This window comes from Nostoc sp. DedQUE07 (assembly GCF_034530975.2).
Taxonomy (GTDB): domain Bacteria; phylum Cyanobacteriota; class Cyanobacteriia; order Cyanobacteriales; family Nostocaceae; genus Nostoc.
The window spans coordinates 1-23,789 of the sequence record NZ_JAVRCC020000068.1; the positions used below are offsets into that span (position 1 = coordinate 1).

17 protein-coding genes are annotated in these 23,789 nt (G+C 41.4%); 5 read left to right on the plus strand and 12 right to left on the minus strand.

From position 1 onward, the window contains the following. Positions 1 to 89 precede the first annotated feature (89 nt). The 5 genes from RMZ95_RS30575 to RMZ95_RS30595 form a co-directional block, all read right to left on the minus strand. A complete protein-coding gene (locus RMZ95_RS30575) occupies positions 90 to 1,832 on the minus strand; it encodes an ATP-binding protein (protein WP_322685906.1) in 1,743 nt (580 codons plus the stop codon). 279 nt (positions 1,833 to 2,111) lie between these two features. Further along, entirely contained in the window at positions 2,112 to 2,585 is a 474-nt protein-coding gene (locus RMZ95_RS30580) for a response regulator (RefSeq protein WP_322671192.1), read from the minus strand. A 52-nt stretch (positions 2,586 to 2,637) separates the two neighbouring features. Next, complete coding sequence (locus RMZ95_RS30585) at positions 2,638 to 4,968, minus strand: ATP-binding protein (protein ID WP_322685907.1); 2,331 nt, start codon at positions 4,966 to 4,968, stop codon at positions 2,638 to 2,640. Positions 4,969 to 5,220: 252 nt separating this feature from the next. After that, positions 5,221 to 6,996, minus strand: coding sequence for an alpha/beta hydrolase (locus tag RMZ95_RS30590; RefSeq protein WP_322685908.1), 1,776 nt, complete (start codon positions 6,994 to 6,996; stop codon positions 5,221 to 5,223). A 511-nt stretch (positions 6,997 to 7,507) separates the two neighbouring features. After that, a complete protein-coding gene (locus RMZ95_RS30595) occupies positions 7,508 to 8,428 on the minus strand; it encodes a DMT family transporter (protein WP_322685909.1) in 921 nt (306 codons plus the stop codon). Between the two features lie 284 nt (positions 8,429 to 8,712). Here RMZ95_RS30595 and RMZ95_RS30600 point away from each other — a divergent pair, with 284 nt between their 5' ends. Further along, positions 8,713 to 10,875 (plus strand): cytochrome-c peroxidase, encoded by a 2,163-nt coding sequence (locus RMZ95_RS30600; protein WP_322685910.1) that lies wholly within the window; start codon positions 8,713 to 8,715, stop codon positions 10,873 to 10,875. Positions 10,876 to 11,490: 615 nt separating this feature from the next. Here the strand turns inward: RMZ95_RS30600 and RMZ95_RS30605 are convergent. Then, positions 11,491 to 12,813 (minus strand): serine hydrolase, encoded by a 1,323-nt coding sequence (locus RMZ95_RS30605; RefSeq protein ID WP_322684177.1) that lies wholly within the window; start codon positions 12,811 to 12,813, stop codon positions 11,491 to 11,493. A gap of 625 nt (positions 12,814 to 13,438) precedes the next feature. Here RMZ95_RS30605 and RMZ95_RS30610 point away from each other — a divergent pair. Beyond that, positions 13,439 to 13,870: a hypothetical protein gene (locus RMZ95_RS30610; protein ID WP_322684178.1), complete on the plus strand. Its 432-nt coding sequence runs from the start codon at positions 13,439 to 13,441 to the stop codon at positions 13,868 to 13,870. A 122-nt stretch (positions 13,871 to 13,992) separates the two neighbouring features. Here the strand turns inward: RMZ95_RS30610 and eis are convergent, their stop codons facing one another. Continuing rightward, a complete protein-coding gene (gene eis / locus RMZ95_RS30615; RefSeq protein ID WP_322684179.1) occupies positions 13,993 to 15,171 on the minus strand; it encodes an enhanced intracellular survival protein Eis in 1,179 nt (392 codons plus the stop codon). Positions 15,172 to 15,483: 312 nt separating this feature from the next. On the opposite strand from eis, the gene RMZ95_RS30620 reads away from it, so the two are divergent. Next, complete coding sequence (locus tag RMZ95_RS30620; protein WP_322671199.1) at positions 15,484 to 15,804, plus strand: multidrug efflux SMR transporter; 321 nt, start codon at positions 15,484 to 15,486, stop codon at positions 15,802 to 15,804. A gap of 302 nt (positions 15,805 to 16,106) precedes the next feature. Here RMZ95_RS30620 and RMZ95_RS30625 read toward each other — a convergent pair whose 3' ends face one another. Both RMZ95_RS30625 and RMZ95_RS30630 read right to left on the minus strand, forming a co-directional pair. Further along, positions 16,107 to 17,771, minus strand: a complete 1,665-nt coding sequence (locus RMZ95_RS30625) for an FAD-dependent oxidoreductase (RefSeq protein WP_322684180.1) — start codon at positions 17,769 to 17,771, stop codon at positions 16,107 to 16,109. A gap of 64 nt (positions 17,772 to 17,835) precedes the next feature. Next, positions 17,836 to 18,045, minus strand: a complete 210-nt coding sequence (locus RMZ95_RS30630) for a hypothetical protein (RefSeq protein WP_322684181.1) — start codon at positions 18,043 to 18,045, stop codon at positions 17,836 to 17,838. A 197-nt stretch (positions 18,046 to 18,242) separates the two neighbouring features. Here RMZ95_RS30630 and RMZ95_RS30635 point away from each other — a divergent pair, with 197 nt between their 5' ends. Then, positions 18,243 to 18,383 carry a hypothetical protein gene (locus RMZ95_RS30635; RefSeq protein ID WP_322684182.1) on the plus strand — a complete coding sequence of 47 codons (141 nt, stop codon included), beginning with the start codon at positions 18,243 to 18,245 and terminating at the stop codon, positions 18,381 to 18,383. 197 nt (positions 18,384 to 18,580) lie between these two features. On the opposite strand, the gene egtC is transcribed toward RMZ95_RS30635, so the two are convergent. Further along, positions 18,581 to 19,393: an ergothioneine biosynthesis protein EgtC gene (gene egtC / locus RMZ95_RS30640; protein WP_322684183.1), complete on the minus strand. Its 813-nt coding sequence runs from the start codon at positions 19,391 to 19,393 to the stop codon at positions 18,581 to 18,583. Between the two features lie 264 nt (positions 19,394 to 19,657). On the opposite strand from egtC, the gene RMZ95_RS30645 reads away from it, so the two are divergent. After that, entirely contained in the window at positions 19,658 to 20,260 is a 603-nt protein-coding gene (locus RMZ95_RS30645) for a hypothetical protein (protein ID WP_322684184.1), read from the plus strand. Between the two features lie 113 nt (positions 20,261 to 20,373). On the opposite strand, the gene RMZ95_RS30650 is transcribed toward RMZ95_RS30645, so the two are convergent. Both RMZ95_RS30650 and RMZ95_RS30655 read right to left on the minus strand, forming a co-directional pair. Next, positions 20,374 to 21,705, minus strand: coding sequence for a serpin family protein (locus RMZ95_RS30650; protein WP_322684185.1), 1,332 nt, complete (start codon positions 21,703 to 21,705; stop codon positions 20,374 to 20,376). A gap of 398 nt (positions 21,706 to 22,103) precedes the next feature. Further along, positions 22,104 to 23,699 (minus strand): S8 family serine peptidase, encoded by a 1,596-nt coding sequence (locus RMZ95_RS30655; RefSeq protein WP_322684186.1) that lies wholly within the window; start codon positions 23,697 to 23,699, stop codon positions 22,104 to 22,106. Positions 23,700 to 23,789: the final 90 nt, after the last annotated feature.

The following is a 23,789-nucleotide window of genomic DNA, read 5'->3' on the forward strand; positions in this document are numbered from 1 at the left end:
GATCGCCTACATTTGTGATGACCCGTAGCCAAAAATGGATAAAGTCGAGCTAAGGTGTGGGGTAATAATTACGAATTACGAATTACGAATTACGAATTATTTTGACCCATTGGGAATAATTTCGGTAAGCTAACTGTAACTTTAGTTCCTTGTCCCACTTCACTCGACAAGGCAATATTGCCACTATGTAACTCGACACAAGCTTTAGCGATCGCTAGTCCTAAGCCTGTACCAGGAATTGTGTCAACGTTACTTCCACGGCTGAAGGATTGAAACAAATTTTCTCGATCTGCCATCGGGATACCAATTCCACAGTCTTTAATGTAAAAAATGGTTTCTGATTCTTTGCCAATCAGGTGGAATTCTACACTACCTCCATCTGGAGAGTACTTAATTGCATTGGACATCAAGTTAATAAAAATTTGCTGCAAAAGTCCGCGATCGCCCCAAAATCCATGATGATTACCAGTAATTTTAAAAATCAATTCGTGGCGATCGCTTACTATTTCTCGCTCTTGTTCTAAAAGGTCAGAAAAAAATTGTAGTAAATCGACTGAGATTGGTTGAAACTTGGGTTTTTCCAGTTCAAGTTGGTTAACCAGAAGCATATTATCCACAAGTTTGGACATATACCTTGCTTTCTGTTCAATGATTCCTAAGAACCTGTGTTGTTTGGACTCATCTAGTTGCTGGCTATGTTTTACCAAAGTTGATGCCGCAGCCAGAATTGAAGTTAGCGGCGTTCGATACTCATGGGAAACCGTTGTAATTATTTGAGATTTAAATACATTGAGTTGCTTTTCTTTGGCAAGGGCTGCTTGAGTTTGGGCTAACAATTCCGCCTGTTGAATAGCGATCGCTAACTGTACTGATACTTCATTGAGCATTTCTGCATCATCAGTTTGCCAGTGTCGCTCCCCGGAATTATGGTGAGCAATCAATAAACCCCAAAGCTTGGGTGTTGGGTTCCCATTGTTGCTCAGATTAATCGGAACTACCAGATTTGCCTTAGTATTAAATTGCTCTTTTAGGCTGACACAATTACATAAGCCAAGCTCATAGATATAAGGGATTGGGGATTGGGAATTAGGCACAAAAGGCAGAGGGGCGGAGGGGCAGAGGGGCAGAGGGGAAAGACCTACTGCAACTTCTCCTCTGCTCCCCTGCTCCCCTGCTCCCCTGCTCCCCTGCTCCACAGTCCCAGCCCCAACGCGATCGCACAATGCCACAGTGCGGTATGACTCAACTGATGAGGCGACTATCTTACCATCTGTATCTGGGGCAAACTGATAAACCATCACGCGATCGCACTTCAGAAGTTGCTGAACCTCAGCTACAGCCGTATTCAAAATTTGTTCTAGATTAAGAGACTGGCGAATTCGTAAAGCAGTTGTGGCAATTAGGCGTTGTCTCTCCTGAGTTTTGAGCAGTTGGGCTTGCAAGCACGACTGCTTAATGGCGTTGCGGACTGCTAGTTGCAGCACATCCTGTGTCAGATTTTGCTTGACTAAGTAATCCAAAGCACCCCGTTTCATTACCTGCACAGCGATTTCTTCATCACCGCGCCCTGTCAACATAATCACAGGGACAGAAGTCTTAAATATCTCCTGCTGGATGCGATCGAAAAATTCTAACCCACTCATATCAGGTAGGCAAAAATCCAGCAAAATCACATCACAGCGTACTTTTTGGCACAAAGCAAGTCCTTCTTCTGCACAGTCTGCCTCTAAAATCTGGTAGGACTGGTGCGGATCTTTCAAAAGATATCGACGATAGATTTTCCGATCTGCGGCACAATCATCGATGATAAGTAGCGTCCATGTGTCCAACATAAGGTTATGAGGATCAGGGAGCTATATAGATCCCTTTTATCCAGATTGTGTTTTCTTGCATAATTCTAAAAATAATATAAAATAACTGTAAATAAAATCTAAATTCTTTAGTAATCCTAAAGAAATACCAAATAGTCAAAAAATAGAAAAATCGGGAAAAGGAATCTAACAGAGACAAACAGACACAGTGACTCAAAGAGGAAAATGTCTCTGTGTCCTCTGAGCCATCTTTTTTATTATCCTTTTTCCCTACTGCTAGATCGACAAAAAATAAATAAATTAATCCAACACAGGCGGCGTATTAGCTTCAAGCCAGTAGTCTACAAATGCCTGGATCGTCTTTTTTAGTTCTTGAGCATCCATCGGTTTTACCAGATATCCATTTGCGCCCTTTTGGTAGCACAATTCAATATCCTTGGGGTTAGATGATGTGGTAAAAACAACGATGGGAATTCCCTTGAAACTCTTATCTTGCTTGAGCCGATCTAAAATGTCACGCCCATCAATACCTGGCAAATTGAGATCGAGCAAGATTACAGAGGGTCGTAATGCTACTTTTGAGTTGGGTAGGTCTTCGTCCTTAGCGTAGGCATCGTTTCCCTGTTGATAAAGGAACTCTAAAACCTCATCCCCATTCGTACAACGGTGTATGGGATTCTGGACGGACATACGCCGCATCAGACGTTGCAGCATCCGAAAATCTTCATTGCTGTCCTCAACAACGAGCAGCGGTTCATGAAGTTTTTTTGTCATTCGTGGTATTAAAAGAGCTTAACAAAAATATATATTTAGTCATTATCTTAAACTATTCCAGCGTAAAATAAAAAATTGAGCCAACGCCTACGGTAGATTCAACCCAAATGTGACCGTTATGAAGCTCAACAATCTTCTTAACAATAGCTAATCCTGCACCTGCTCCTCCACCGTACTTTTGCTGGGAATGGAGCCGCTTAAATAATCTAAAGATAGTTTCTAGGTGATGCTGGGGAATTCCAATGCCGTTATCTCGGATATAAAATATTGGGGAAGGTGGGGCCCCGTCTGGGGATAAGGGGTAATGGGGATTGGAGATTGGGTTAAGAAAAATCTTCCCTAGTCCCCAGTCCCTAGTCCCCAGTCCCTCATCTAAGTAGCCAATCTCAACCCATTGCTCTGTCTTATCGTTATATTTGAACGCATTACCAAGCAGATTACTGAAGACTTCATTAACCAGCACTCGATCGCACAAAACTGTTGGTAAAGGTCGAGGAATGCGGATATCTACAAGCCCAGAGTTTTGGCGACTAGCACGAAAAATGTCGATTACTTGGTTGAGTAATTCGTTGAGGTCAGTTGCTTGCAAGCGCAGTTGTGCTTGTCCTAACTGCGATAACCGCAGCAGAGCATTAATCAGAGTTTCCATGCGTACAGACAAGGATACTACTGTTTGCAAGCACTCCATTCCGTCATCATCTAATACTTGGGCATAGTCTTCTAGCAGCACTGTTGAAAAGTTATAAATGCCCCGCAAAGGTTCCTTGAGGTCATGGGAAGCGGCGTAGGCAAAGGATGCTAGTTCTTGGTTACTACGCTCTAACTCCAGGTTGATTTTAGCTAATTCATCCGCTTTCGAGAGTACAATACCAACGATCGCATTATTCAAAGCGATCGCACTGTCAAGTTCGCAAGGTTTCCAGGGTAGAGAAGTTAATCTAACCGTTTCTTGCCATTGTTCAAAGGATTTTCGGGGAGACAGGGTATAGCTACCGTCTGCCTGTGCTTGCATGGATTCTTGTGGATTTCCTGCCCAGTGTACCGTTTGAAGAACTTCAGGGCGAAACCAAAGGATATAATAGCGCCGAATTTTAGAAATCCGCAGTAGCAACAAGCCACTAGCAGTATCTTTAAATACTAGTGCCTCTTGGTAAAGCTTCGGCAGAGAATCAGTAGCAAACAGATTGTCACTAACTTGGGTATTCGCCCATTCAATGAGTGCCCGAACTTCATCAATATTTGGTGTTGTTCCCACAAGGGTAATTTCATTATCCAGACAAACCGCAGCTCCAGAAGCACTAACAAGATCGAGCAAGCGAATTTCCGGTTTAATTAAGGCATCGATAAAATTGTCTGCTTGGGAAATAGATTCTAGAAACTCAGACTGTAGCGATTTGAGTTTTACTTTATAATCCCATTCCGAGTTACTAATTTTGTGTGCTAATTCTGAAGATGCAATCTGTCCCAAAAATTCGCACATCTTGCGGACTTCGTAAGAAATATACTTTGGTGTTTGATGGTGACAGGATATTAATCCCCAAAGTTTCTGCTCTTGAATAATTGAAATCACCAAAAGAGCCTTCACTCCCATATTTTGATGATATTCAGTACAACACCAATCAAAACTCCGTAGCAGACAGTAGCTTAAGTCAAGATGCTGATGTGTTGTCGGATTTTCCGTTGGAACTAGTTTGACAGGTTCGGCAGTCAAATCGGGGAGAAATCTCAGAAAGCAGCGCGTGTATAACTCCCTAGCCTGCGCTGGAATATCTGTAGCGGGATAGTGGAGTCCTAAATAAGGTGATAAATCTTCCCGTTTAACTTCTGCAACCACAGAACCCGCTTCTGACTCGTCAAATTGATAAACCATCACCCGATCGAAACCGATGATTTTTTGAACTTCTTCAGCTACTAAATGCAAAAATTCTCCCAAATTGGATGTCTTTTGCATTTTAGCGATCGCTTCACTCGCAAAACTATGAAAGTTTAAGAAACTCATCTCAAATTCCGAGTCAGTTGGTTCTAGCTCCAGAATCACAGCTTCTTCTGTACGATGAGCAATAGCATCAAAGTATATTTTTCCATACAAAGTATTTATTAATACTTTAAATGCATTAGCGCTGCCAACCTTTTTGACTAAGCACTGCTTGACAATTTCCACTGGCTGAGGTTCAAGTAAATAGCTCAAAGGTTGACTGAGCAAATCTTCTGGAGATTTACACAAATACACTTGGGTATTGTTGCTAACTTGTAGTATCTCTAGCTGATTACTGAGTGCTAGGAGAATGCCATGAGGTTGAATAGAGCCAGGTATGTGAATAGGTTTGCGATCGTGGTTAGTCAGGGCATTAGCTTGGGCTGTAGTATATTCCGGCTGGCTCATAACTTAACTTATGTAAAGCTAGTTTTAAAATAGCGTAATTAAATGTCATATTTCTTTAAAGTATATGCTGATAAGTATGAATGCGATCGTATCTATCTGTGCTTGTTACGCTTTTTACAGTTACTAATGTAAGTGAAAATAATTAGAGGATGGTCTAATAACGTGGCAAGGCTTCCGTAGCAAAAATTGAGCCTCTGATTTTCTAAAGGTGAAAATCAACTCTACAGACGTAATTAATTACGTCTGTACAAATCAAATAAAAATCATTACATGCAGCAACGCAACACCAATATCCAACATCCAAAATCCGAAGCTGACTATGGTGTTGGGAACTTTTTTTTGAACGAGTTTGGCTGCTTTGATATCCAATAATTGTGCTAATTCAGTTGTATTCAATGACTTAACGAGACTCAAGCCAAGAGGCTTACTAGAAATGCTTTGAGTGTAAGCGGCGTTTAGGTAGGGTGTGTATTGCGGCCTGCCTGCAATGTATGTTTGGAAGAAAGGTAAACTTAAAATATTCATGTAACGACGCGCTTGAGAAGCATCACCAATCATATCAGCAGGTAATGCTACTTGTTGATTTGCAGGGTTTGCATTGCCAATGATGGAGAAGTGTGTGCCACCTTCAAGCGTGACGAGATACTTTTGGGGATTTGTTAACCAGGAGAAAGGTAAAATTTGCTCGGATAAAGCTGGGGCAACTGTATCATCACTACTACTGACAATCATCACTGGAGTTTTAATTTGACTTAAGCCAGCTTTGCCGAAAATAGAACTAGTAATGGGATTAACTGCGATCGCAGCTTTTACTCTCTCATCCCGCAGGTTATAATCTTTGCCAGACTTGCTGATGCTCAATTCTAAACCGCGACACTGGAGCAGTAAAGACATATTCCAGGTATTTTGGAGTGCTGCTGGTTGACAGTCTTGTTTTAGCTGCTCAAAGTTGATTTTAGCGCCTGCTAGGGCCAAGGCTGTGTAGCCTCCCAAAGATTGACCAAATACTCCGACTTGTTGCAGATTTAGGCGACTTTTAAACCGTGAATCAGATTGATTACCTTTTTGCAATTGATTCAGTATATATGTTATGTCCAAAGGTCGGTCTTGAAATTCGCTTGGTTCTGCTACTTCAATAGCGCGTCCTTTTAAGAGAGAACGTAATTGTTTCGCATCACTACCAGGGTGATTGGGAACAACGACAGCAAATCCGTAAGAAGCTAAGTGAGTGGCTAAATATTGAAAGTTACTGCTGTCTAAACCCAAGCCGTGAGAAATGACAATTACCGGTGCAGCCTTTTGGACATTGGGAATGTAAACATCAGTCAATAAAAGTCGATTGCGGGTTGAGTCGAAAAACTTCAGGATGTATTTTTGCGACTTAAATTTTCCCGGAACCTTTAAATCGGGCAATTGCGAGAAATTTGGTTGAGAAATGCTCTCAGCTTCTATTTTAGACTTTTGGGAAACAGCTGCGATCGCCAGATGGGTTTGGTTAACAAGTTTCTCCAATTCCGTAGCTATTTCAAAAGTCTCGGCGACATCAAGGCGAATGCTGCTGGTGGGATATTTACGCAACACATTTAAAAGTGTCAAACCTCCCGATTCCCCAGAGGCTAAAATTAGCGCCGAACGCAAAGTACTCAATCCTGGTTCTGGCTGATTGGTTTTAATCACTTGCGCCAATCGATGCAGTAAAAATTCTCCTTGGGGTGTGTAGAGAAGTTGCGAAACTACTACTGGACTAACTTTCACACGATTAAGCAAAATCTGCCGTAATTCTTGAAGCTGTTCTAAAGGCAGATATCGCTGATAGGCTGCTAAGTCTTCGTTAATTACACCTGTTTTGGCGTAGTTCTCTAAAGTCCTGACTGAAATAGAAAGCTCTAAAGCTGAATAAGATGCATAAATCCGCTCTGCTGCCAAAACAGAATTACTAATTCCAAACGTTGGCAGCACCATTGAAAGAACCAGCAATAAAGAATTTTTTCTGAGGGTGCTGGCCCAATTACCAAACAAACTATTCATCGCTCAACTGTTTCGGTGGTCTGGTTTTATCGGGTGTTGGCTTTGGTAGTTATTCGGGCGCCCTGCTTGGTTTACTTAAAGTTATTAGCCTCAATTTTATCAAAACAGAATTTAGGAGTCAGTAATTATAATTCAGGATGAATTAATGTATGACTTGCGAATGTAGTTGGCTTAAAATAAAGGGTATAAATGGGTTTATAATTTCCACTAAATCTAAGATTTAGTAGTCAAAAAAGTAGTGATTCCCAATGCCCTAGTAATTTATTCTGACTCCTGAATTTTGATTTTTGAATTCTTCTTCAAGGTTTTTTCGGCTATCAAGTCAACAATTAAATCCTACAAAGTCACGCAGATGAGTAAAGTATCTAGATGAATTCAGTAGTTTGCCTTCACTATTAAATCATAACAAATAAAAAATAGTCTGCCTCAGTATTTATGTTGTAGCTTTGAATATTGCACAAATTCACTAGCTGAAAAATCCAGTAAAATTTCTGAAAAATATGGCGATTAATCAGCTTTTCCCAAGTGCGATCGCTACTGAACCTGTAACTACTAAACCTGCTCCCAATATTGCTGTAAGGGTGAAGTGTTCTGGTGGTATCCAATCAGGTGCAATAACTGATACAACTGCGACTGCTATTAATGTCACAATGGGAGCTAAAGCTATTACTGCACTTACTCGTGATGCTTCCCAATGTTGTAATGATTCAGAAAAAGCACCGTAAGCGATTAAAGTATTCAAGGCACAAAAAATTAACATTACTAAATGGAAACTATCGAGTATAAAAAGTGATTTAACTTTAGCTATAGGAGTGAATAATAAAGTACAGCCTCCATAAATGATCAACATGATGTTGGTGGAAGATAAAGATTGTAATAACTGCTTTTGTGCCAAAGCATAAATAGCCCAAGCCGTTGCTCCTAGCGCGATTAAAACACTACCTAGTATATATGTGCCATGTGCTGTAATTAAATTCGTTAGTTGTTCGCGAAAAAATAAAAGATAACCACAAATCATGACACTAACGCCAATCCATTGAGACAGTCGATAACGTTCTTTAAAAATTACTAACCCTCCAAAACCTAATAAAAGGCTAGATAATTGAATCAAAACTTCAGCGTTAGCAGGCGATGTTAATGCTAAACCTTGGGTAAACGAGAAGTAATTAATCCCTAAAAATATTGTTGCGATCGCTAATAATTTTCCAGAACCAGAGCGCAATTGTTCTAATTTTGGTAATTTACCGCGTATCCCTAAATACACAGCAAGTAATACAAATGATACTAAAAAACGAAACCAAATAACGGTATAGACATCAAGTACTTGTAGAATTACTGCAAGAGCAATAGGTAAAATTCCCCATAAGAAGACTGTCAATAGCGATAATGCTAGCCCTAAGCGCCACCGACCAGAACTTTGATGTAGTAACATTAAAATATCCAAAAATTAGGACTGATAAGTAAGTTATATCTAATTTAAATATCTGAACATTTTATCAAACTCTTATCGATAAAATATATTAATAGTTTAGTTAATGCAAATTCAATATAAAATAATCAATTTATCCAAATTAATTTATGATTCGTAGCCCGAAGAGGGTGTATTTTTTTGTTCACGTAAAATTCGTAATTTGCGTGTTCATTTTACATGAATATTAAATTAAAAACTTCTTCGTAAATGTATACTTTATCTCGGTGTTACTTTAGAAAAAAACTATGGGGATTATACCCATAATCAGCTTAGTAATCTTCGCCACCGCTTTATCATGTTACTTATTGCTGACCTCAAGAGGTCGATTTTTGCTCAAATCTTTGGTGACAAAAATAAAGGGGCAAGAGTGGAGATTCAGATATGGCAAGCCTAACTACTTGAGATCGAGATTTTCAAGGACTATAACCATTGCTGCCATTATTCTGGCAGCGGTAATAGCTGGAAATACTGTATCAGCAGTTACAGGCCCGTCTCCAGTTTCGCTCAAAAGCGTATCGGTTCCAGAACCTGACAATCTTGGAGACTTTGTAGCAGACAAAACAGCTGCAATCAAGTTAGGAAAGACTCTTTTTTGGGATATGCAGATTGGGAGCGATGGAAAGACCTCCTGTGCTAGTTGTCACTTTCATGCTGGAGCCGACAATAGATCCAAAAATCAGATTGCTCCTGGGCTTTTGCGGGTCAACGCCGATGGTACAGAGAATCCAGATTCAGTTTTCAATGTCGGCGGACTACCAAACTATCAGCTTAAACCAGGAGATTTCCCCTTCCACAAGCTGTCAAACCCCAACGATCCTAAGACTGTTGTATCTGACCGTAACGATGTCAGTTCTTCTCAGGGGATCTTCAATACGAAGTTTGTGGATGTCACACTTGGTAATGCAGAAGACAAAGTTACAACTGAGCCAGATCCGGTGTTTAACATAAAAGGTATCAATGTGCGGCGCGTTGAGCCGCGTAACACGCCAACCGTGATTAATGCCGCATTCAACTTTCGCAACTTTTGGGATGGAAGGGCACAAGATATCTTTAATGGGGTGAACCCTTTCGGTTTAAGAGATCCTAACGCCACTGTCGTCAAGGCTATAAACCTAATTAGGGCAGAATTTGTGAAAGTCAGCCTCAAAAACTCGTCTTTGGCATCTCAAGCTGTCGGGCCGCCACTGAGTTCTTTTGAGTCATCCGCAGATGGTCGCAGTTTTGAAGAAATTGGTGATAAGTTCGGGAGTGATAAGTTGGGGCTAATTGACAGAATATCTTTCACCGCTGGTAAGGGTAAAAAGCTCCCCCGAAAACTTGCGAAAAAGTTATTACCTCTTAGACCCCTAGCTAAACAGATTGTGCATCCACAAGACAGCGTTTTAGGTAAAGATAGTAGATCGCCTAAGCCTGGACTTAAAGATAAAACATACGAGCAGATGATTCAAGATGCCTTCAAGCCGGAGTGGTGGAATTCTACTCGCCTCATCCAAGTTGACTCTGACGGTAAACGGACTATTGTTAAAAGGCCCGATCGCTCCTTGACGACTAATGAGTACACATTGCTAGAGTACAACTTCTCGCTATTCTTTGGGCTGGCAGTTCAGTTGTACGAGTCTACGCTCATTTCCTATGATACGCCCTACGATCGCTACTTGGAAGGAAACACCAGCGCCCTAACCGCGCAGCAGCAACGAGGGAAAGGACTGTTTGAGGGCAAAGGTCTGTGTATTAGTTGCCACACTGGAGTAGAATTAACTGCGGCTTCAGTCAGCAGCGTGGCTAAAGAAGGACGAATCAAACGTGCGCCGTTTGGCTCACAATCTCCCGAAGACAATGGTTTCTTCAATATCGGTGTCAGACCAGCCACAGAAGACCCCGGTTTGGGTGGTTATGACGGTTTGCAGAGTAAAGGTCAACGTAATCCGCTTTCAGAGGCACGATTGGCTCAGTTGGGTAAATTTAAGGATCTCCTTGGCGAAAACCCCCCAACCCTCAATCCACCGTTGAATTCCAGTGAACCTGTGTTTGCAAACGGAGCTTTCAAAGCACCCGGACTTCGCAATGTGGAACTAACTGCTCCCTACTTCCACAATGGAGGTCAGGCGACTCTAGAGCAAGTGATTGATTTTTACAATCGTGGTGGTGATTATGGAGTACTTCCACCACTAAATCTTTCACCACAAGAAAAACAGGACTTGGTCGCCTTTTTAAAAGGACTGACTGATGACCGAGTTCGGTTTGATAAAGCGCCCTTTGACCATCCACAATTGTTTATCCCTAATGGACATGTGGGTAACACTAATTACGTTGTCAATGACGGCACTGGTAAAGCTACAGATGACACAGTGGAAATTCCTGCTGTTGGTAGGAGTGGTAATGGTGGTACACCAAATTTTCTCAGTTAATCTCATTTCACGACGAAATACCTGAATACAGATAGATATGTAGGGACGTACAAATGTACGTCCCTATTTTTGCGATTTGGTGCAATTGCGGAGTTCGTAGTAAGGACTAAAGTCCTTAGCTCGACTTTATCCAAAATTAAGAACTTGCTTATTTTGATACGGCAAAAACCCTAGCTTTTTGGCAAAAACTTTTTCCATGTCACTGATTATCGGTTAAATCTAAAAAGTAAAACTACCGTCCCACAAAGGTTTCAGTGTCAGGTTTTGGGTTTCGTAAAAATGGATAAAGTCGAGCTTAGAGGTTGTTTGAAAAGTCGCAAAGTATACTATAAACCCCTCTCCAAACCTCTCCCCGAAGCGGAGAGAGGCTTTGAAACCCCCATTCCCTTGTAGGGAAGGGGGGCTAGGGGGGTTAGGTTTCTGAGACTTAAATGTTACCAAAAATACTTTTCAAACATCCTCTTACTACAAACTTATTCACCCTACTCAATGCTGAGTAGTGAGTACCTTGGCTGAGAGTAAATTACTCAATACTCAGCACGGGCTAAACGTCCCGCTACCGCTAACAGTACTCTTCAAAGTTGATGTGGTGGACTAGTAGTTGCGATCGCTTGACTAACGAATGCGTAGGCGTAGCCCGTTGGAGGCATCGCCAAATTTGGGTTGTATATTGCTAACTTTGGTATTGTCTAGGTAATTATAGACTCTTCTGGAAACTTCACGGACAAAATCTCCAGCTTTGGGATCGTAGTTTGGTCTTTGCACCAAAACACCTGCTAAATAGCTTTTGCCGTTGGGCATTTGAATAATACCGGCATCACCAATGATAAATCTCAATGTACCAGTTTTGTGGGCAATAGTAGCTCCTTGGCCGATACCAGCTGGTAGTAAACTATTGGTTTTCACATGACGCATAATGCCTAAAACTCGATCGCGGCTAGTTGGGGATAGCAAACGATTATTAGAAACTAACGCCGCTAATCTGACTAAATCTTTAGAACTAGTTGTATTTGTACCACCGATATCTGGAAGTAAATTGCGAAGTGCTGTATTTTGCAATCCCCAGCTACGAAAACGTTGACTAACTTTTGCGGCACCACCCAAGCGATCGAGAACTAAATTTGTGGCGGTATTATCGCTGATTGTCATCATCAAAGTAGCAGTTTCTAGGACACTAAATTTAGTGCCGATGGGTTTGTATTGCATTATTCCAGATTCGCCCACCTTTAAATCGCGCCGCATCACTAATTTATCGGTAAGTTTAATTCTACCAGCGTCTATTTCTTGGAAAAGAGCTACTAATAAGGGGAATTTGATTGTACTGGCAGCAGCAAATCTTTTTTCGCCATTAATATCTATATAGTTTCCTGTATCTAAATCCAAGAAAAATATTCCCGGATTTAATGTTTTATAACTTGCTAGCAAACTGCGAATCTGAGAAGTAATACCAACCATTTCTTGACCAAGATTTACAACTCCAGCAAATGTCGATGCATCTGTGGATTTGATGGCAATATCTTCTCGATTTTCCCCAACAATGGGATTACTTTGACGATTAAATGAATTGAATTTGAAAATCCAATGAGAACGGGAATCTCCTTTAACTGATATATTTTGGGAAGTAACATCATAACCCGGAGCTAACTCGACGACAAAACGAGTGGTTTGAGAGTCTGGTTTGCCGAGGCGAATTTCTTTCACCGCCTTACCAAAACTTTGTTTGACAGTATCGGAATTAAAATTAGTTCCGGGTAAGTCAATCACTAATCGATTCGGATTATCTAATAAAAAGGCTTTTGGTTCTATTCCCGAAGTGGTAGTTAGGTCTAATTGGTTTTGGCTAGAATCATAGTACCAAGACTGTAATTGTGAGGCTTTAACTTGTCCTGCAACTAGAACCAAACTGCTTAAACCAATCGCCAGTAGATGTGATTTCATGTTGTGAATGTGGGTGTGCAAGTAAGGAGAAACTAATCAGGTTTACTTAGATTGTTTTCTGATGACTGTGCTGAACTTCCGGAGAAAAAGTTATAAATCCCGTTGAGTTATTTTTACCAGATGATATTGGGGATTAGATAAGCACGATAAATCATCATTACTTATTAGAAGTAAATCGCTGATAGTTTTATTTGTGTGTGAGTTGACAACAACAGAAATTGTTAATCTAGCGCAAGGACGAGCGAAGGATTAATTATGTTTCCAGCTTAGGGATTAGCAATAAATAAATTACTACTACTTGTGGGGTGGGCGACACGAGCGCCCATAATAAACAAGGGCGGACAAGATGTCCACCCCACAATACTTACAGGAGTCAATTTTTTTGAATTGGGCAAGCAGAGCATCTGGGCATAAGGAAAACTTTTTCCTATTCCCCACTCTTTACTAGCTAACGACTGCTAAAATATCTTTTTCAGAAAAGAGTGACAGAAGAGGGTTATAGCGCTTCTTGTTTGGATGCAATATATTTTGACCTTTCTCCTTTGAGGCTTACTCCCCTTCCCTCTCTTCTCTACGAGAGGCTACTCAGCTTCTCTACGAGACGCTATGCGAACGCTCAGTACAAGTGCGCCAACGAGACGCTGTGCAAACCCAGAGAAGCGGCTGGGGGTTAGGTCTATATTTCACGCAATTGAGAACCGCTATATTTGCTATTTCGGCGAACGCATTTGCTATTTCGGCGAACGCATTTGCTATTTCGGCGAACTCATTTGCTATTTCGGCGAACGCATTTGCTATTTCGGCGAACTCATTTGTTATTTTGGCGAACTCATTTGTTATTTTGGCGAACGCATTTGTTATTTTGGCGAACGCATTTGCTATTTTGGCGAACGCATTTGTTGTTTTGGCGTACGCATTTGTTATTTTGGCGAACGCATTTGCTATTTCGGCGGGTCAACTAGCATTGCCGATTGTTAATTGGGCAGTGCCAGGCTTCGGAAAGCCCCGAACTAGCAGAAGTGGTACAGAAATTCGTCCAAGCAAATCGAGGTTGTAGGTTTGATGTGCGGGTGTGAGGTATTATGTACTCACGCCTGTACTGATGTAAATACCGTTGTATTTGCTGATAAACCACCGTCGAAAACACCCCCTGCCCCAGAGTAAACAGATATCCATCCATTAAAAGAAATCAGCCACCCAAGGCGAGGCACCTGCAAAGATTTGCGTAGCTACTGAAATAGCGGTTTCTGTCCCATGCAGTTTTCCGGCTATTTGCAAATGGTAGGGAGCGAACAAACTTGTATATAGTGGTGCTAGTTCTCGGATATCTAACTGCAACTCACCCTTTCCACCTTTTGTAACTTCACCGCGTCCATTGGCAACAGAAAGAATGAATTTACCATTATTTCCAGGTAGCAAATGATCTTGAATATCTAGGTGCAATTCAGTTTCAATTCCCGAAGGATAACCCCGCATCTCCAGCGCTTTGACTACATCTACTACCCGCAACATCCAACGCATCGTATTCTTAAGCTTGGCAGTTTGCTCTGGTAGCAGCAATGTCAAAGAATCAATTGCAGAACTCCTCCATCGCACGTGTTCAATTTGGGAGCGATGACTGGCAAGAAAAGACCAGAATGTTTGTGCAGCCGCAACTGTGAGAATTACCCAATCTTTGATTCGCAAAATTGCGCCATCTTCTTTTGAATGTTGACTGAAGAGGATGTAACCTTCGGGTTTATCTTTGGTACCGATAAAATATGCGTAAAATGTTTCCTTCTCATCTGGTTGAATTAAGCGCTCCCAGATTGCTCGATGTCGGTCTAAATATCCATGCGTTAGTTTCGCCTGCTGCTGATATAGTTGATGAAAGACTTGATGATTGATACTCACTATTGGTTGTAAAGGTAGAGGTTGCTCCCGCAGTTGGATACTTTTAGTTGCAATTTCCCAATTACACCAGCTACCCCCCTGCTCATACCCGACTTTTCGATACAAGCCTTGAACTGCTGGATAAAGAGCAGAGAGCGGTATACCTCTAGCATAAAGTTCCTTGAGCGTCTGCTGCATGAGAGCGATCGCAGCTCCCGAACCGCGATACTCTGGAGCAATACCCACAACGGCAATTCCTGTCATTGGTACGCGCACACCACCCCACCATTGACCCATATCCAGAGTTGCCAATCCACCAACTAATTGCCCAAATCCCCGAATAATACGGAAATTTTCTACGCCAATGAGATTGATATAAGCTTCTTCACCACCAACTCCGCTGATGAAACACTGCTCAAGGATATATATCAGCTGTTGAATATCCTGTGGATCGGCAAGAGTGCTGTATTCAAATTGAGCCGTCATCTCTTGTACCATTAGTAGGACAAAAACACAATCACACTACAGCAGATGTTGCTCGAATGCTTGAGCAATTTCATCGCCATAAAGCCCCGGAATCAGCCTCAATTATACTACTGCACGTTTGGTTTTAAATGTTGGAATACCTATACTGTTTATTTATGAAGCTGCATATATTTATCTCTCGGCTACGCCTTCCCTCCAAAGCATCTTTATCGAGAATTGATATTACACTTGTAAAAATTTTTAATGAGTTCCTTCAGGAGTGTTTATTCTATTTTTAGGGCAGTTGCTCTTAACTAACCACTTCCAAAAAATATGTCAACAAGTTGGATTTACCTTATATTAGCAATCCTCTTTGAGGTTTCAGGCACAACTTGCATGAAATTATCACAGGGATTTACTAAAATAGTTCCTTCAGTATTAATATTTGTCTTCTATGGACTTTGTTTTACTTTTTTGACCTTTGCTCTCAAGAAACTTGAAGTAAGTGTCGCCTATTCTGTCTGGGCTGGATTAGGAACTATTCTAGTAGCTCTTATTGGGATTATTTGGTTTCGGGAATCTGCCACATTCATCAAACTTGTGTCGATCGCCTTAATCATCATCGGGGTAATTGGGATCAACGCAAGTCAATGAAGGAGGCAGGAGGCAGGAGGCAGGAGGCAGGGGGCAGGGGAGCAGGGGAGCAGGGGAGCAAGGGAGAGGGTTTGCAGATTAGACTTCTTGGCATTTGTCTGGAAAAGGGGCGGGGGAAAGGGGGAAAGGTTTGTTATTTTCCTTTTCCCTTTTCCCACAAGAGTGCAAAAAGAACTTTTGCAAGAGACTCTATGAGTGGAACTCACAAGGAACAATAAAAATATCTCTTCCTCAGTCCCCAGTCCCCAGTCCCTATTTTTAAGGCAGGTCTATTTTATACAGCTTAGTATTGGCTGCTTTAGCTAAACATTACTTAGGTAGCGGTGAACGAATTGAATGGCGATCGAACCTTCTCCCACACCGGATGCTACCCGTTTAATTGAGCCATAGCGGACATCTCCGGCTGCGAAGATTCCGGGAATGTTGGTTTCTAATAAGAAAGGAGAGCGTTCTAAAGACCAACCACGAGGAGATTTGCCATTATGCGCTAAGTCCGGCCCTGTGATGATAAACCCCTGAGTATCGCGTTGAATAACGCCATCGAGCCAATCAGTTTTGGGGCTAGCACCGATGAAAATAAACAGCGATCGCGCCGACACGGTTTCGGTTAGTCCAGTGTTAGTATGGGCGATGGTAATTGCTTCTAAATATTCTTCTCCCTTGACTTCCACGACGCTGCAACCCGTGCAAACTTGGATATTTTCAGTTGCAGCAATTTGGTCAATCAAATATTGAGACATACTTGATGCTAGTGACTGACCCCGTACTAACATAATCACTTTGCTGGCATACTTAGAAAAATGCATTGCTGCCTGTCCAGCAGAGTTTGCCCCGCCTACCAAGTAAACCTCTTCGTTGGTGCAGGCGATCGCCTCAGTCATGGCAGCACCGTAATAAATTCCTGCTCCTGTAAGCTTCTCGGCTCCTGGAACATTGAGCCAACGGTAGGAAACACCGGTTGCAACTAAAAGTGCATGGCAACTAATCTCGCTACCATCTGCTAATTGCAGAACCCGATAAGGATCTTCCAATCGAACCCCAGTTACTACTTGAGGAGTGAGAATTTCTACTCCAAATCGCCGCGCTTGTGTGACTCCCCGCCTTGCCAAATCGTTGCCACTCAAGCCAATCGGAAACCCCAAATAGTTCTCAATCCGCGAACTCGTACCTGCTTGTCCTCCTGGCGCTTCCCGCTCAATTAAGACAGTACTCAATCCCTCAGAAGCGCCATAAACGGCGGCTGCTAATCCGGCAGGGCCAGCACCGACGATCGCTAAGTCATAAAAGGGACGCTCTGCCTGAGTTTGCAGCCCAATTTTGGCGGCAATTTCTAAATTAGATGGTTGAATTAATCGGGAACCATCGGGAAATAGCACTAAGGGTAATTGTTGTCTACAATCAGCTTGGGCGAATTCCACTAATTTTTCTGCATCCGGCTCCAGTTCAACATCTAACCACTTAAATGGAATCTGGTTACGTGCTAGGAAGTCTTTCACCTGATGTGAAAAAGGCGACCAGCGATTACCAATGACTCGAATGCCTTCAAAGGGTGGGCGAAATCCTGCTAGCCAGTCATCTAGCAAATCATCTAAAACCGGATATAATCTCTCTTCTGGTGGATTCCAAGGCTTGAGTAAGTAATAATCAAGTTTGGCACTATTAATCGATTTAATCGCAGCATCCGTATCTGCATAAGCCGTCAACAAGGCACGTTTCGCATCGGGAAAAATACTTTTTGCTCGTTCTAAGAACTCCACGCCTCCCATTTGGGGCATACGTTGATCCACTAGAAATAGAGCAACTGGGTCATTCCGCAATTTTAGTTGCTGCACCACATCCAGAGCCGCGATCCCGGAATCTGCCCGAACAATGCGGAAGCGATCGCCATACTGATGACGCAAGTCTCGTGACACCGCTTGCAATACTTCTGGATCGTCATCGACGGTTAAAATTGCTGGTTTCGCCATAACTACTGTTACTTAACAATTGCAGTGTCTAGCCGTTGTCTTCAAATATTCGTCGTCAAAATATCTACTGTTTAACCAGTTGCTTTAAACGGAAGTATGCCTCTTCTGGTGTCAGCGGTTCCGATTGAGTTTCATTGGGTATATAAAATACCCAAGTATCAGGAAAGTAATGCACTACAAAGCTGGGAATCAAACCCAAGCTTACTGCTTGCTTGCCGAGTTTTTCAGCTTGTTCCTCTAAACTCAGTTGGTCATGAAATGGGTGTTCAACCATACTTTTGCATCTCCCTGTACTTTATTTGACCCTGGAAGAAGGTTCAAAACCAGTATTGCACGAATCACTTAAAGGTGATTTATCATGTTCCAGAATCAGCTTGAGAATATTTTGGTGGTAGACCTAAAATAATTTCAAATATACTTTCGTAGAGAATCATAAAACTATTTGGGTCATTCAGGGTAACTAAAATTGGATTGAATCAGGCAACAGGGCATTCCTTACGAATTATAAGTAAGTATGCGATCGCTCCAGCTTATGCTTATATGGGTATAGTGGCGGACAGAGTACAAGAGAGCCATAAAGAAATGATGATTGCGTCACCGATGACTCGCTAACGCTTCTCTACAAGACGCACTCGCGTTCGCTATCGGTGACGCTAGCTCCCAAAGGAGTTAAAAGGACGGATGATTTATGTTGTCTCTCTGATTTGCCTCTAACTGTTACCTTTTGGCACAAGTAACAGTAATGCAAGTCTCGCATCGCACCAACTTTAGAAAGAAAAGCTCAATTTCCACAAAATCGCAATGCTTATTTAAACCCCAATAGGAACAAATCTCTCTAACAGGCTAATTGTTGGCTGTAATAACTGGGCTTCAACAAATAGCGCAGTTTGCTCCCCAAAAGCAGTCCAATTTTGGTGATTGGATAAAGGCTCAGAAGCAACAATAACTTGGTTTGGCTGCTTGAGTTGATCGCAAGACCAATAAAGAGTAGGGGCTTGTGTGCGATAAGCATAGCGAATTGCTGCAACTGCTTGACCATCACTGACAATTACATTGGCACTAAAGCTGGTGTCGTGTTCTGATGCCAACTTAGTCAATTTTTGAACTGTTTTACTTAATGCTGACAACAGAGTGCTGTCTGGAGACGACTGCCATATTTCCATTAGTAGGGCGAAAATGTGTTCAGAGTCAGTCGTGCCCTTAATCAGGCGGTATGTGGAATCAGAAAGGCTCTCACGTATTGGTCTACAAAGAGTTTGTTGAAAGTTTGATATCTCGCCATTATGCACAAACAAAAGTTTCCCACTACGAAATGGCTGACAATTGCTAATGTCGAGCGATTCACCTGTCCCAGCTAATCGGACATAGCCTACAGTACAACTGGATTGTACATAGTTGCTCAACTCTTCCAGATTCGGTTCATTCCACAACGGGATAGTATTTCGGTAAATAAAAGGTTTACCCACTTCGTCGTACCAGCCTACACCTACTCCGTCTCCACAAACTACTCCTGATTTTAATTCCAAAGGACTGTAACTTTGTTTGTAGAGCGAATGCTCTTGTTTATACAGCAACTCATCTAAGAGGATGGCGTTACCAAGATAGCCAATTAATCTACACATAAAAAAACGATGTTGCTGAAAGAGTAAGAAAAATCAGTCACAAGTCCCGATAGAAATCGAACCTTTTAACTGGACAATTATTGCAAATCATTACTAATTTAACAATTATTGTTTATCTTGTGTATGTTTGATCTGTGACTTTAGTCATGGTTTTGTTGTCTTGCTAAAGATATAGAACAGAAGCTAAAGTAATATTTATTCCTTACCTTTGTTTGAGCTTGATTTGTGAATTATCCGTTCGCATTCAAAGGATTTTAGAGAACTATGTCAATTAAAAAACACATTAATCTTAATCAAGGATGTTTCCTTAATCCTGCAAATAAACAGATAGTTGTTAATTTAGCTAGTAAAGATATTTTAAATTTGATCGCGCAAGAACTAAAAACTCGTTACTCTCCAGAAACTCAAAAAAACTTACTTGAGGAGAGTTCAAAGTTGTTACCTAGTTTTGTATTTCAAGAATTATTACAACGCCAACAGCAAGTAGTAGATATTAACCCAGATAGTTTAATTGTCGTTAGCTGTCAAATAGCAGAGGCAGAAGTCGATGATTTGGGATTTAATTTAAATGTCGAAGTATATTTTGTAGTTGGAGATACAAAAGGTCAAAACCATTTTCGGGCTAATCAAATAGTCCTTTGGTCGAATATATGGGGTGATGAAGAACAGCCTTTTGATTTAGAAGATGAACTAGGCGAACAATTCTGGACAAGTTATCAAATTCAGTTGCTTTTTGATGAAAAAGACCAAGAAACAATTGAACTGGAACTATCACAAACAGATGATTATGCCGCGAGGTTAGAATTTTCCCCATCAATAAAAATATTTTCACCATCGATAGTTACCTTTACAGATAATGATTTATAAAAATTACTATCCGCATATACAATGAATGTAAATTAATCATTTATATTCCACTGAAAATTTTATTTGTTGGAAGTTTTTTTTTAAAGATGAAGTCTTCAATCCCTTCTACATCCTCATTGTGGTTCGATAATTGAACCCATAAACAAAATATTTCCCGTCTGATTATCCCTGATGGCGCAGAAGAAGGGACGATCGACAATCATTCGGAATGGTTCTGGTTCTTGTCTTGCAGATGTTGCTACTATTCCCACTGAAGTAGCCGCGGCCGCTTCAGTGCCTTCTTCGTTTACTTCGACAAAAGTTTTATGCTTAACTTGGCTAATGGCAAAATTTTTACCCATGCCAGAAAAATTGGCCTTGTTGCTGAAAGCCTCCCCCATACCTAAAGTTTTTAAAGCATCATTGAGTGTAATCTCGTAATCTGTTTTGAAGCGGGGTAGGCGAATAAACCCTTTTTGATTGTTGAACTGAGTCATCCATTTTTCCCAGTTCTCAACATTCAAGTTTTGATAAAATGTTTTGAGGTTAGAATTCTTTTTGGGTAAGAATATATAAAAACTTATCTTACCATCTTTACCATAAGGTAAACTAACTGCCTGAAATTTTTCGCTTTCATAGTATTTATAATCACCCTCTTGTGACATCATTGGGTGTTGTTTTGGCCTGTTAGATGTGATGTAAAAAGGATATGGAGCAGTTTCTTTCTTGTCAAACTCGTTACTCCAATTACCTTTAAAATATATGGCATTAATCAGAAATAATACCTGATTTGGTTCAATTTTTTCAACTATTTTAGTGATTTTACCGTTAGTATTTTCTTTGACCCAATTATTGATAATGCTAGATGCGGCGGCATCTTGAAAGTTTAAATTGCTGACTTTGGCTTGATAGAAGTCCTGGGTTCTTTTGAGAAAGCCTGGTGCAAAGCTAACTTTTTGATTTGCCCAAAGTGAGTTAGCAATTTTCAATTGCACTTTCGTATCCGAATTGTCTAAAAGCTGTTTTAATACCGCCGCATAAGAAGAGTTGATTTCTGGTAGAGTCATCCCCTGTAATTCCAGGGTTTTTGCCATTGCTTGTTGAGTCGAGCCGCTAGCGCCGTTATAAGTCATAGCAAGAGCGATCGCAACACTCGAAGGTGAGATAAAAATATTTTTATCACCCCGATCGTTTTTCAGAACTTCTGAAAATAGTTTGAAGCCAAACTTGTTGCTAGACTCAACAATTTTTGTATCAGTGTTGGCTGTTTTTTTTTGCAATGGAGTTTCTGGCTGAGGTAAACTAGATTGGGCAAGGGCACTTTTATTACTATCGACTTGAGAACACCCTAATACACTGAATAGAACAACGCTTGCAGCTGCCAAAGCATAACGTCTGCCTAGACTAACACCGTAACGTCTTTGCAGGAAATTTTCTTTCGCATCACTCAATTTATGGCGATTCATTTTGCTACCTCACTTGCCAAAGATTCCCGATTTGTGCTCAGAGTTGACGCAGATACTGTGTCAATGATTAACTATTGCATTTACTCCAATAGAAAAATGGGACTGTTACAGTTTTCGTAACAGCAAATTAGTAGCTTAGAGTAATTAAACACAACTTGTGGAGTTGCTAATTCTTGATTGAGACGGCTATACAGACGACTTATAAAAAATTTTTTTCTTAAAGAATTTTTATCTTTACGTATAAACGTATTGTAAGCTACGCGATCAAAAATAACCACTTCTGTGAGGTTTTTATAGATCGAATAACATTTCTCAGAGGCACGAAATCTCGTTCCCATGCTCTGTATAGGAACGAGAAAAACGCTGTAATTTTACACAGATATTTGTGCTAACTTATTTCAATTAATAGGTACACTCCACCAAGCTAAACTGTAGGGTTGAGTCGCTTCATTGAGCTTTTGACGAAATTGGACGCGGATTTTGTAATTGCCAGTAGCAGTAACGGGGCAGAAAATATGTTCTACACTATCAATTTGGCTGATTGAGGAGCAAACAGCACCAGCTTCCGAATTTTGAGCATCAGCTTTTACTAAGTATAGGTCGAGATTATTTAAGCCGCGATCGCGAAAATTTTCGCCTACATCATATTGCTGGTTTTTATTTTTATCGTTGAGTTCTACCAATCGATCCCAACTCAGGGTGACAGCAACAAAACTTCCCTGCTTTAACGGTTTTGCTAATATATAGTCAACAGATGCTCCAACATCAACTGTGCGATAATCCCAACCAATAGCCGGTACCGCAGCTGATGCTTGCCATTGACCAGCATTAAATTGCTGATAAGCGCGAAATACATTCAAATGACCCGCTCCCATTTGGGCATCTAAGGGAATCTTTGGATCTTTATAAGCATCAGAATCTAGCCAGTTTTGATTTTGCTTATCAATTAGCGTCCGAGTCATTCCCAACCTTAAGCCATCGCCGCTATCTAGAAGTTTGTCTGCTGAATTCAGCAATACAGCTTTCATCACTTGATGACGCCGAGAATCAATGCTCCAGTGGGGTTGTTTTGTCCGCATCTGTCGGTCTGCAAGTTCCTGCAACAGAGCAACGGTAGCTGTAACTTGAGGCGCGGCAAAACTAGTACCTGTAACCTTGTTCAATTTGCCATCTGGATTGAGCAAAGGAATATTATTACCAGGAGCAACTAAACTGATAGCGCGACGCCCATCAAGGTCAAATTCCTTTCCAGCTAGTCTTTGATTCACCCCTTGGTTAACACCCGCCAGATTAGCCACGTCTACTTTGTTAAAAACTCCCCCTCGGCGGGATGAAAAAGCCACGTTGATTGCATTAAAATTATCTGTAGGAATAGGAATGCCGCCTTTGCCCTGGTTGCCTGCGATCGCATACAAAACATCATGAGCGCGACTAGACCAGTCAACACATAAAGTTAATAAAGCATTGCCGTCTAAAGTAGCTTCCGGTCGAGGATCGCGGCTCAGAGGTTCCCCAAAGCTAAAGTTAATCGCACGGACATCACCACCATTTTGGAGCGCTATGTGCTGTGCCGATAAGCACTCTTCTGGCTGACCCATGTTTTTAGTGGAACCCACTGCTGATGAATACAATCGCGCTCCCGGCGCAACTCCTGGCAAAGCTTTGTCTTGACTCACCATCACACCAGCGACATTGTAGGCGTGGGGGTCAACACCAGTATTAGACTTAGCTGGGCCATTGCGTAAGAAAACCGCTGCTAAAGATATGGCACGATTTTTAGACACCGCCTTATCCCACCCAAACATTCCCGGTCGACCAATTTCCACTTGACCAATAGCAATCTTGCGACCGATTAAATTATAAGGAGCTTGGTGTAGCTTCAAAGCATCAATACCGTTAGTTCCCAAAGCAGACTCTAAAGCCGAAGCAATTACCGGCGCACTCAGACAAGAAGCAGTTAATCCCCAAATTATCCAGGTTAGTTTTTTAGTCATTTGTTATTTGTCATTAGTCATTGGTCAAGAGTTAGGAGTTAGGAGTTAGGAGTTAGGAGCTAGGAATTCGGAGTTATTATTTTCCCTCTG

Excerpts from the sequence above, each read along its gene's own strand:
- RMZ95_RS30575 (WP_322685906.1), bottom strand. The coding sequence starts at position 1,832 with ATGTTGGACACATGGACGCTACTTATCATCGATGATTGTGCCGCAGAT.
- RMZ95_RS30580 (WP_322671192.1), bottom strand. The coding sequence starts at position 2,585 with ATGACAAAAAAACTTCATGAACCGCTGCTCGTTGTTGAGGACAGCAAT.
- RMZ95_RS30585 (WP_322685907.1), bottom strand. The coding sequence starts at position 4,968 with ATGAGCCAGCCGGAATATACTACAGCCCAAGCTAATGCCCTGACTAAC.
- RMZ95_RS30590 (WP_322685908.1), bottom strand. The coding sequence starts at position 6,996 with ATGAATAGTTTGTTTGGTAATTGGGCCAGCACCCTCAGAAAAAATTCT.
- RMZ95_RS30595 (WP_322685909.1), bottom strand. The coding sequence starts at position 8,428 with ATGTTACTACATCAAAGTTCTGGTCGGTGGCGCTTAGGGCTAGCATTA.
- RMZ95_RS30600 (WP_322685910.1), top strand. The coding sequence starts at position 8,713 with ATGGGGATTATACCCATAATCAGCTTAGTAATCTTCGCCACCGCTTTA.
- RMZ95_RS30605 (WP_322684177.1), bottom strand. The coding sequence starts at position 12,813 with ATGAAATCACATCTACTGGCGATTGGTTTAAGCAGTTTGGTTCTAGTT.
- eis (WP_322684179.1), bottom strand. The coding sequence starts at position 15,171 with ATGACGGCTCAATTTGAATACAGCACTCTTGCCGATCCACAGGATATT.
- RMZ95_RS30620 (WP_322671199.1), top strand. The coding sequence starts at position 15,484 with ATGTCAACAAGTTGGATTTACCTTATATTAGCAATCCTCTTTGAGGTT.
- RMZ95_RS30625 (WP_322684180.1), bottom strand. The coding sequence starts at position 17,771 with ATGGCGAAACCAGCAATTTTAACCGTCGATGACGATCCAGAAGTATTG.
- RMZ95_RS30630 (WP_322684181.1), bottom strand. The coding sequence starts at position 18,045 with ATGGTTGAACACCCATTTCATGACCAACTGAGTTTAGAGGAACAAGCT.
- egtC (WP_322684183.1), bottom strand. The coding sequence starts at position 19,393 with ATGTGTAGATTAATTGGCTATCTTGGTAACGCCATCCTCTTAGATGAG.
- RMZ95_RS30645 (WP_322684184.1), top strand. The coding sequence starts at position 19,658 with ATGTCAATTAAAAAACACATTAATCTTAATCAAGGATGTTTCCTTAAT.
- RMZ95_RS30650 (WP_322684185.1), bottom strand. The coding sequence starts at position 21,705 with ATGAATCGCCATAAATTGAGTGATGCGAAAGAAAATTTCCTGCAAAGA.
- RMZ95_RS30655 (WP_322684186.1), bottom strand. The coding sequence starts at position 23,699 with ATGACTAAAAAACTAACCTGGATAATTTGGGGATTAACTGCTTCTTGT.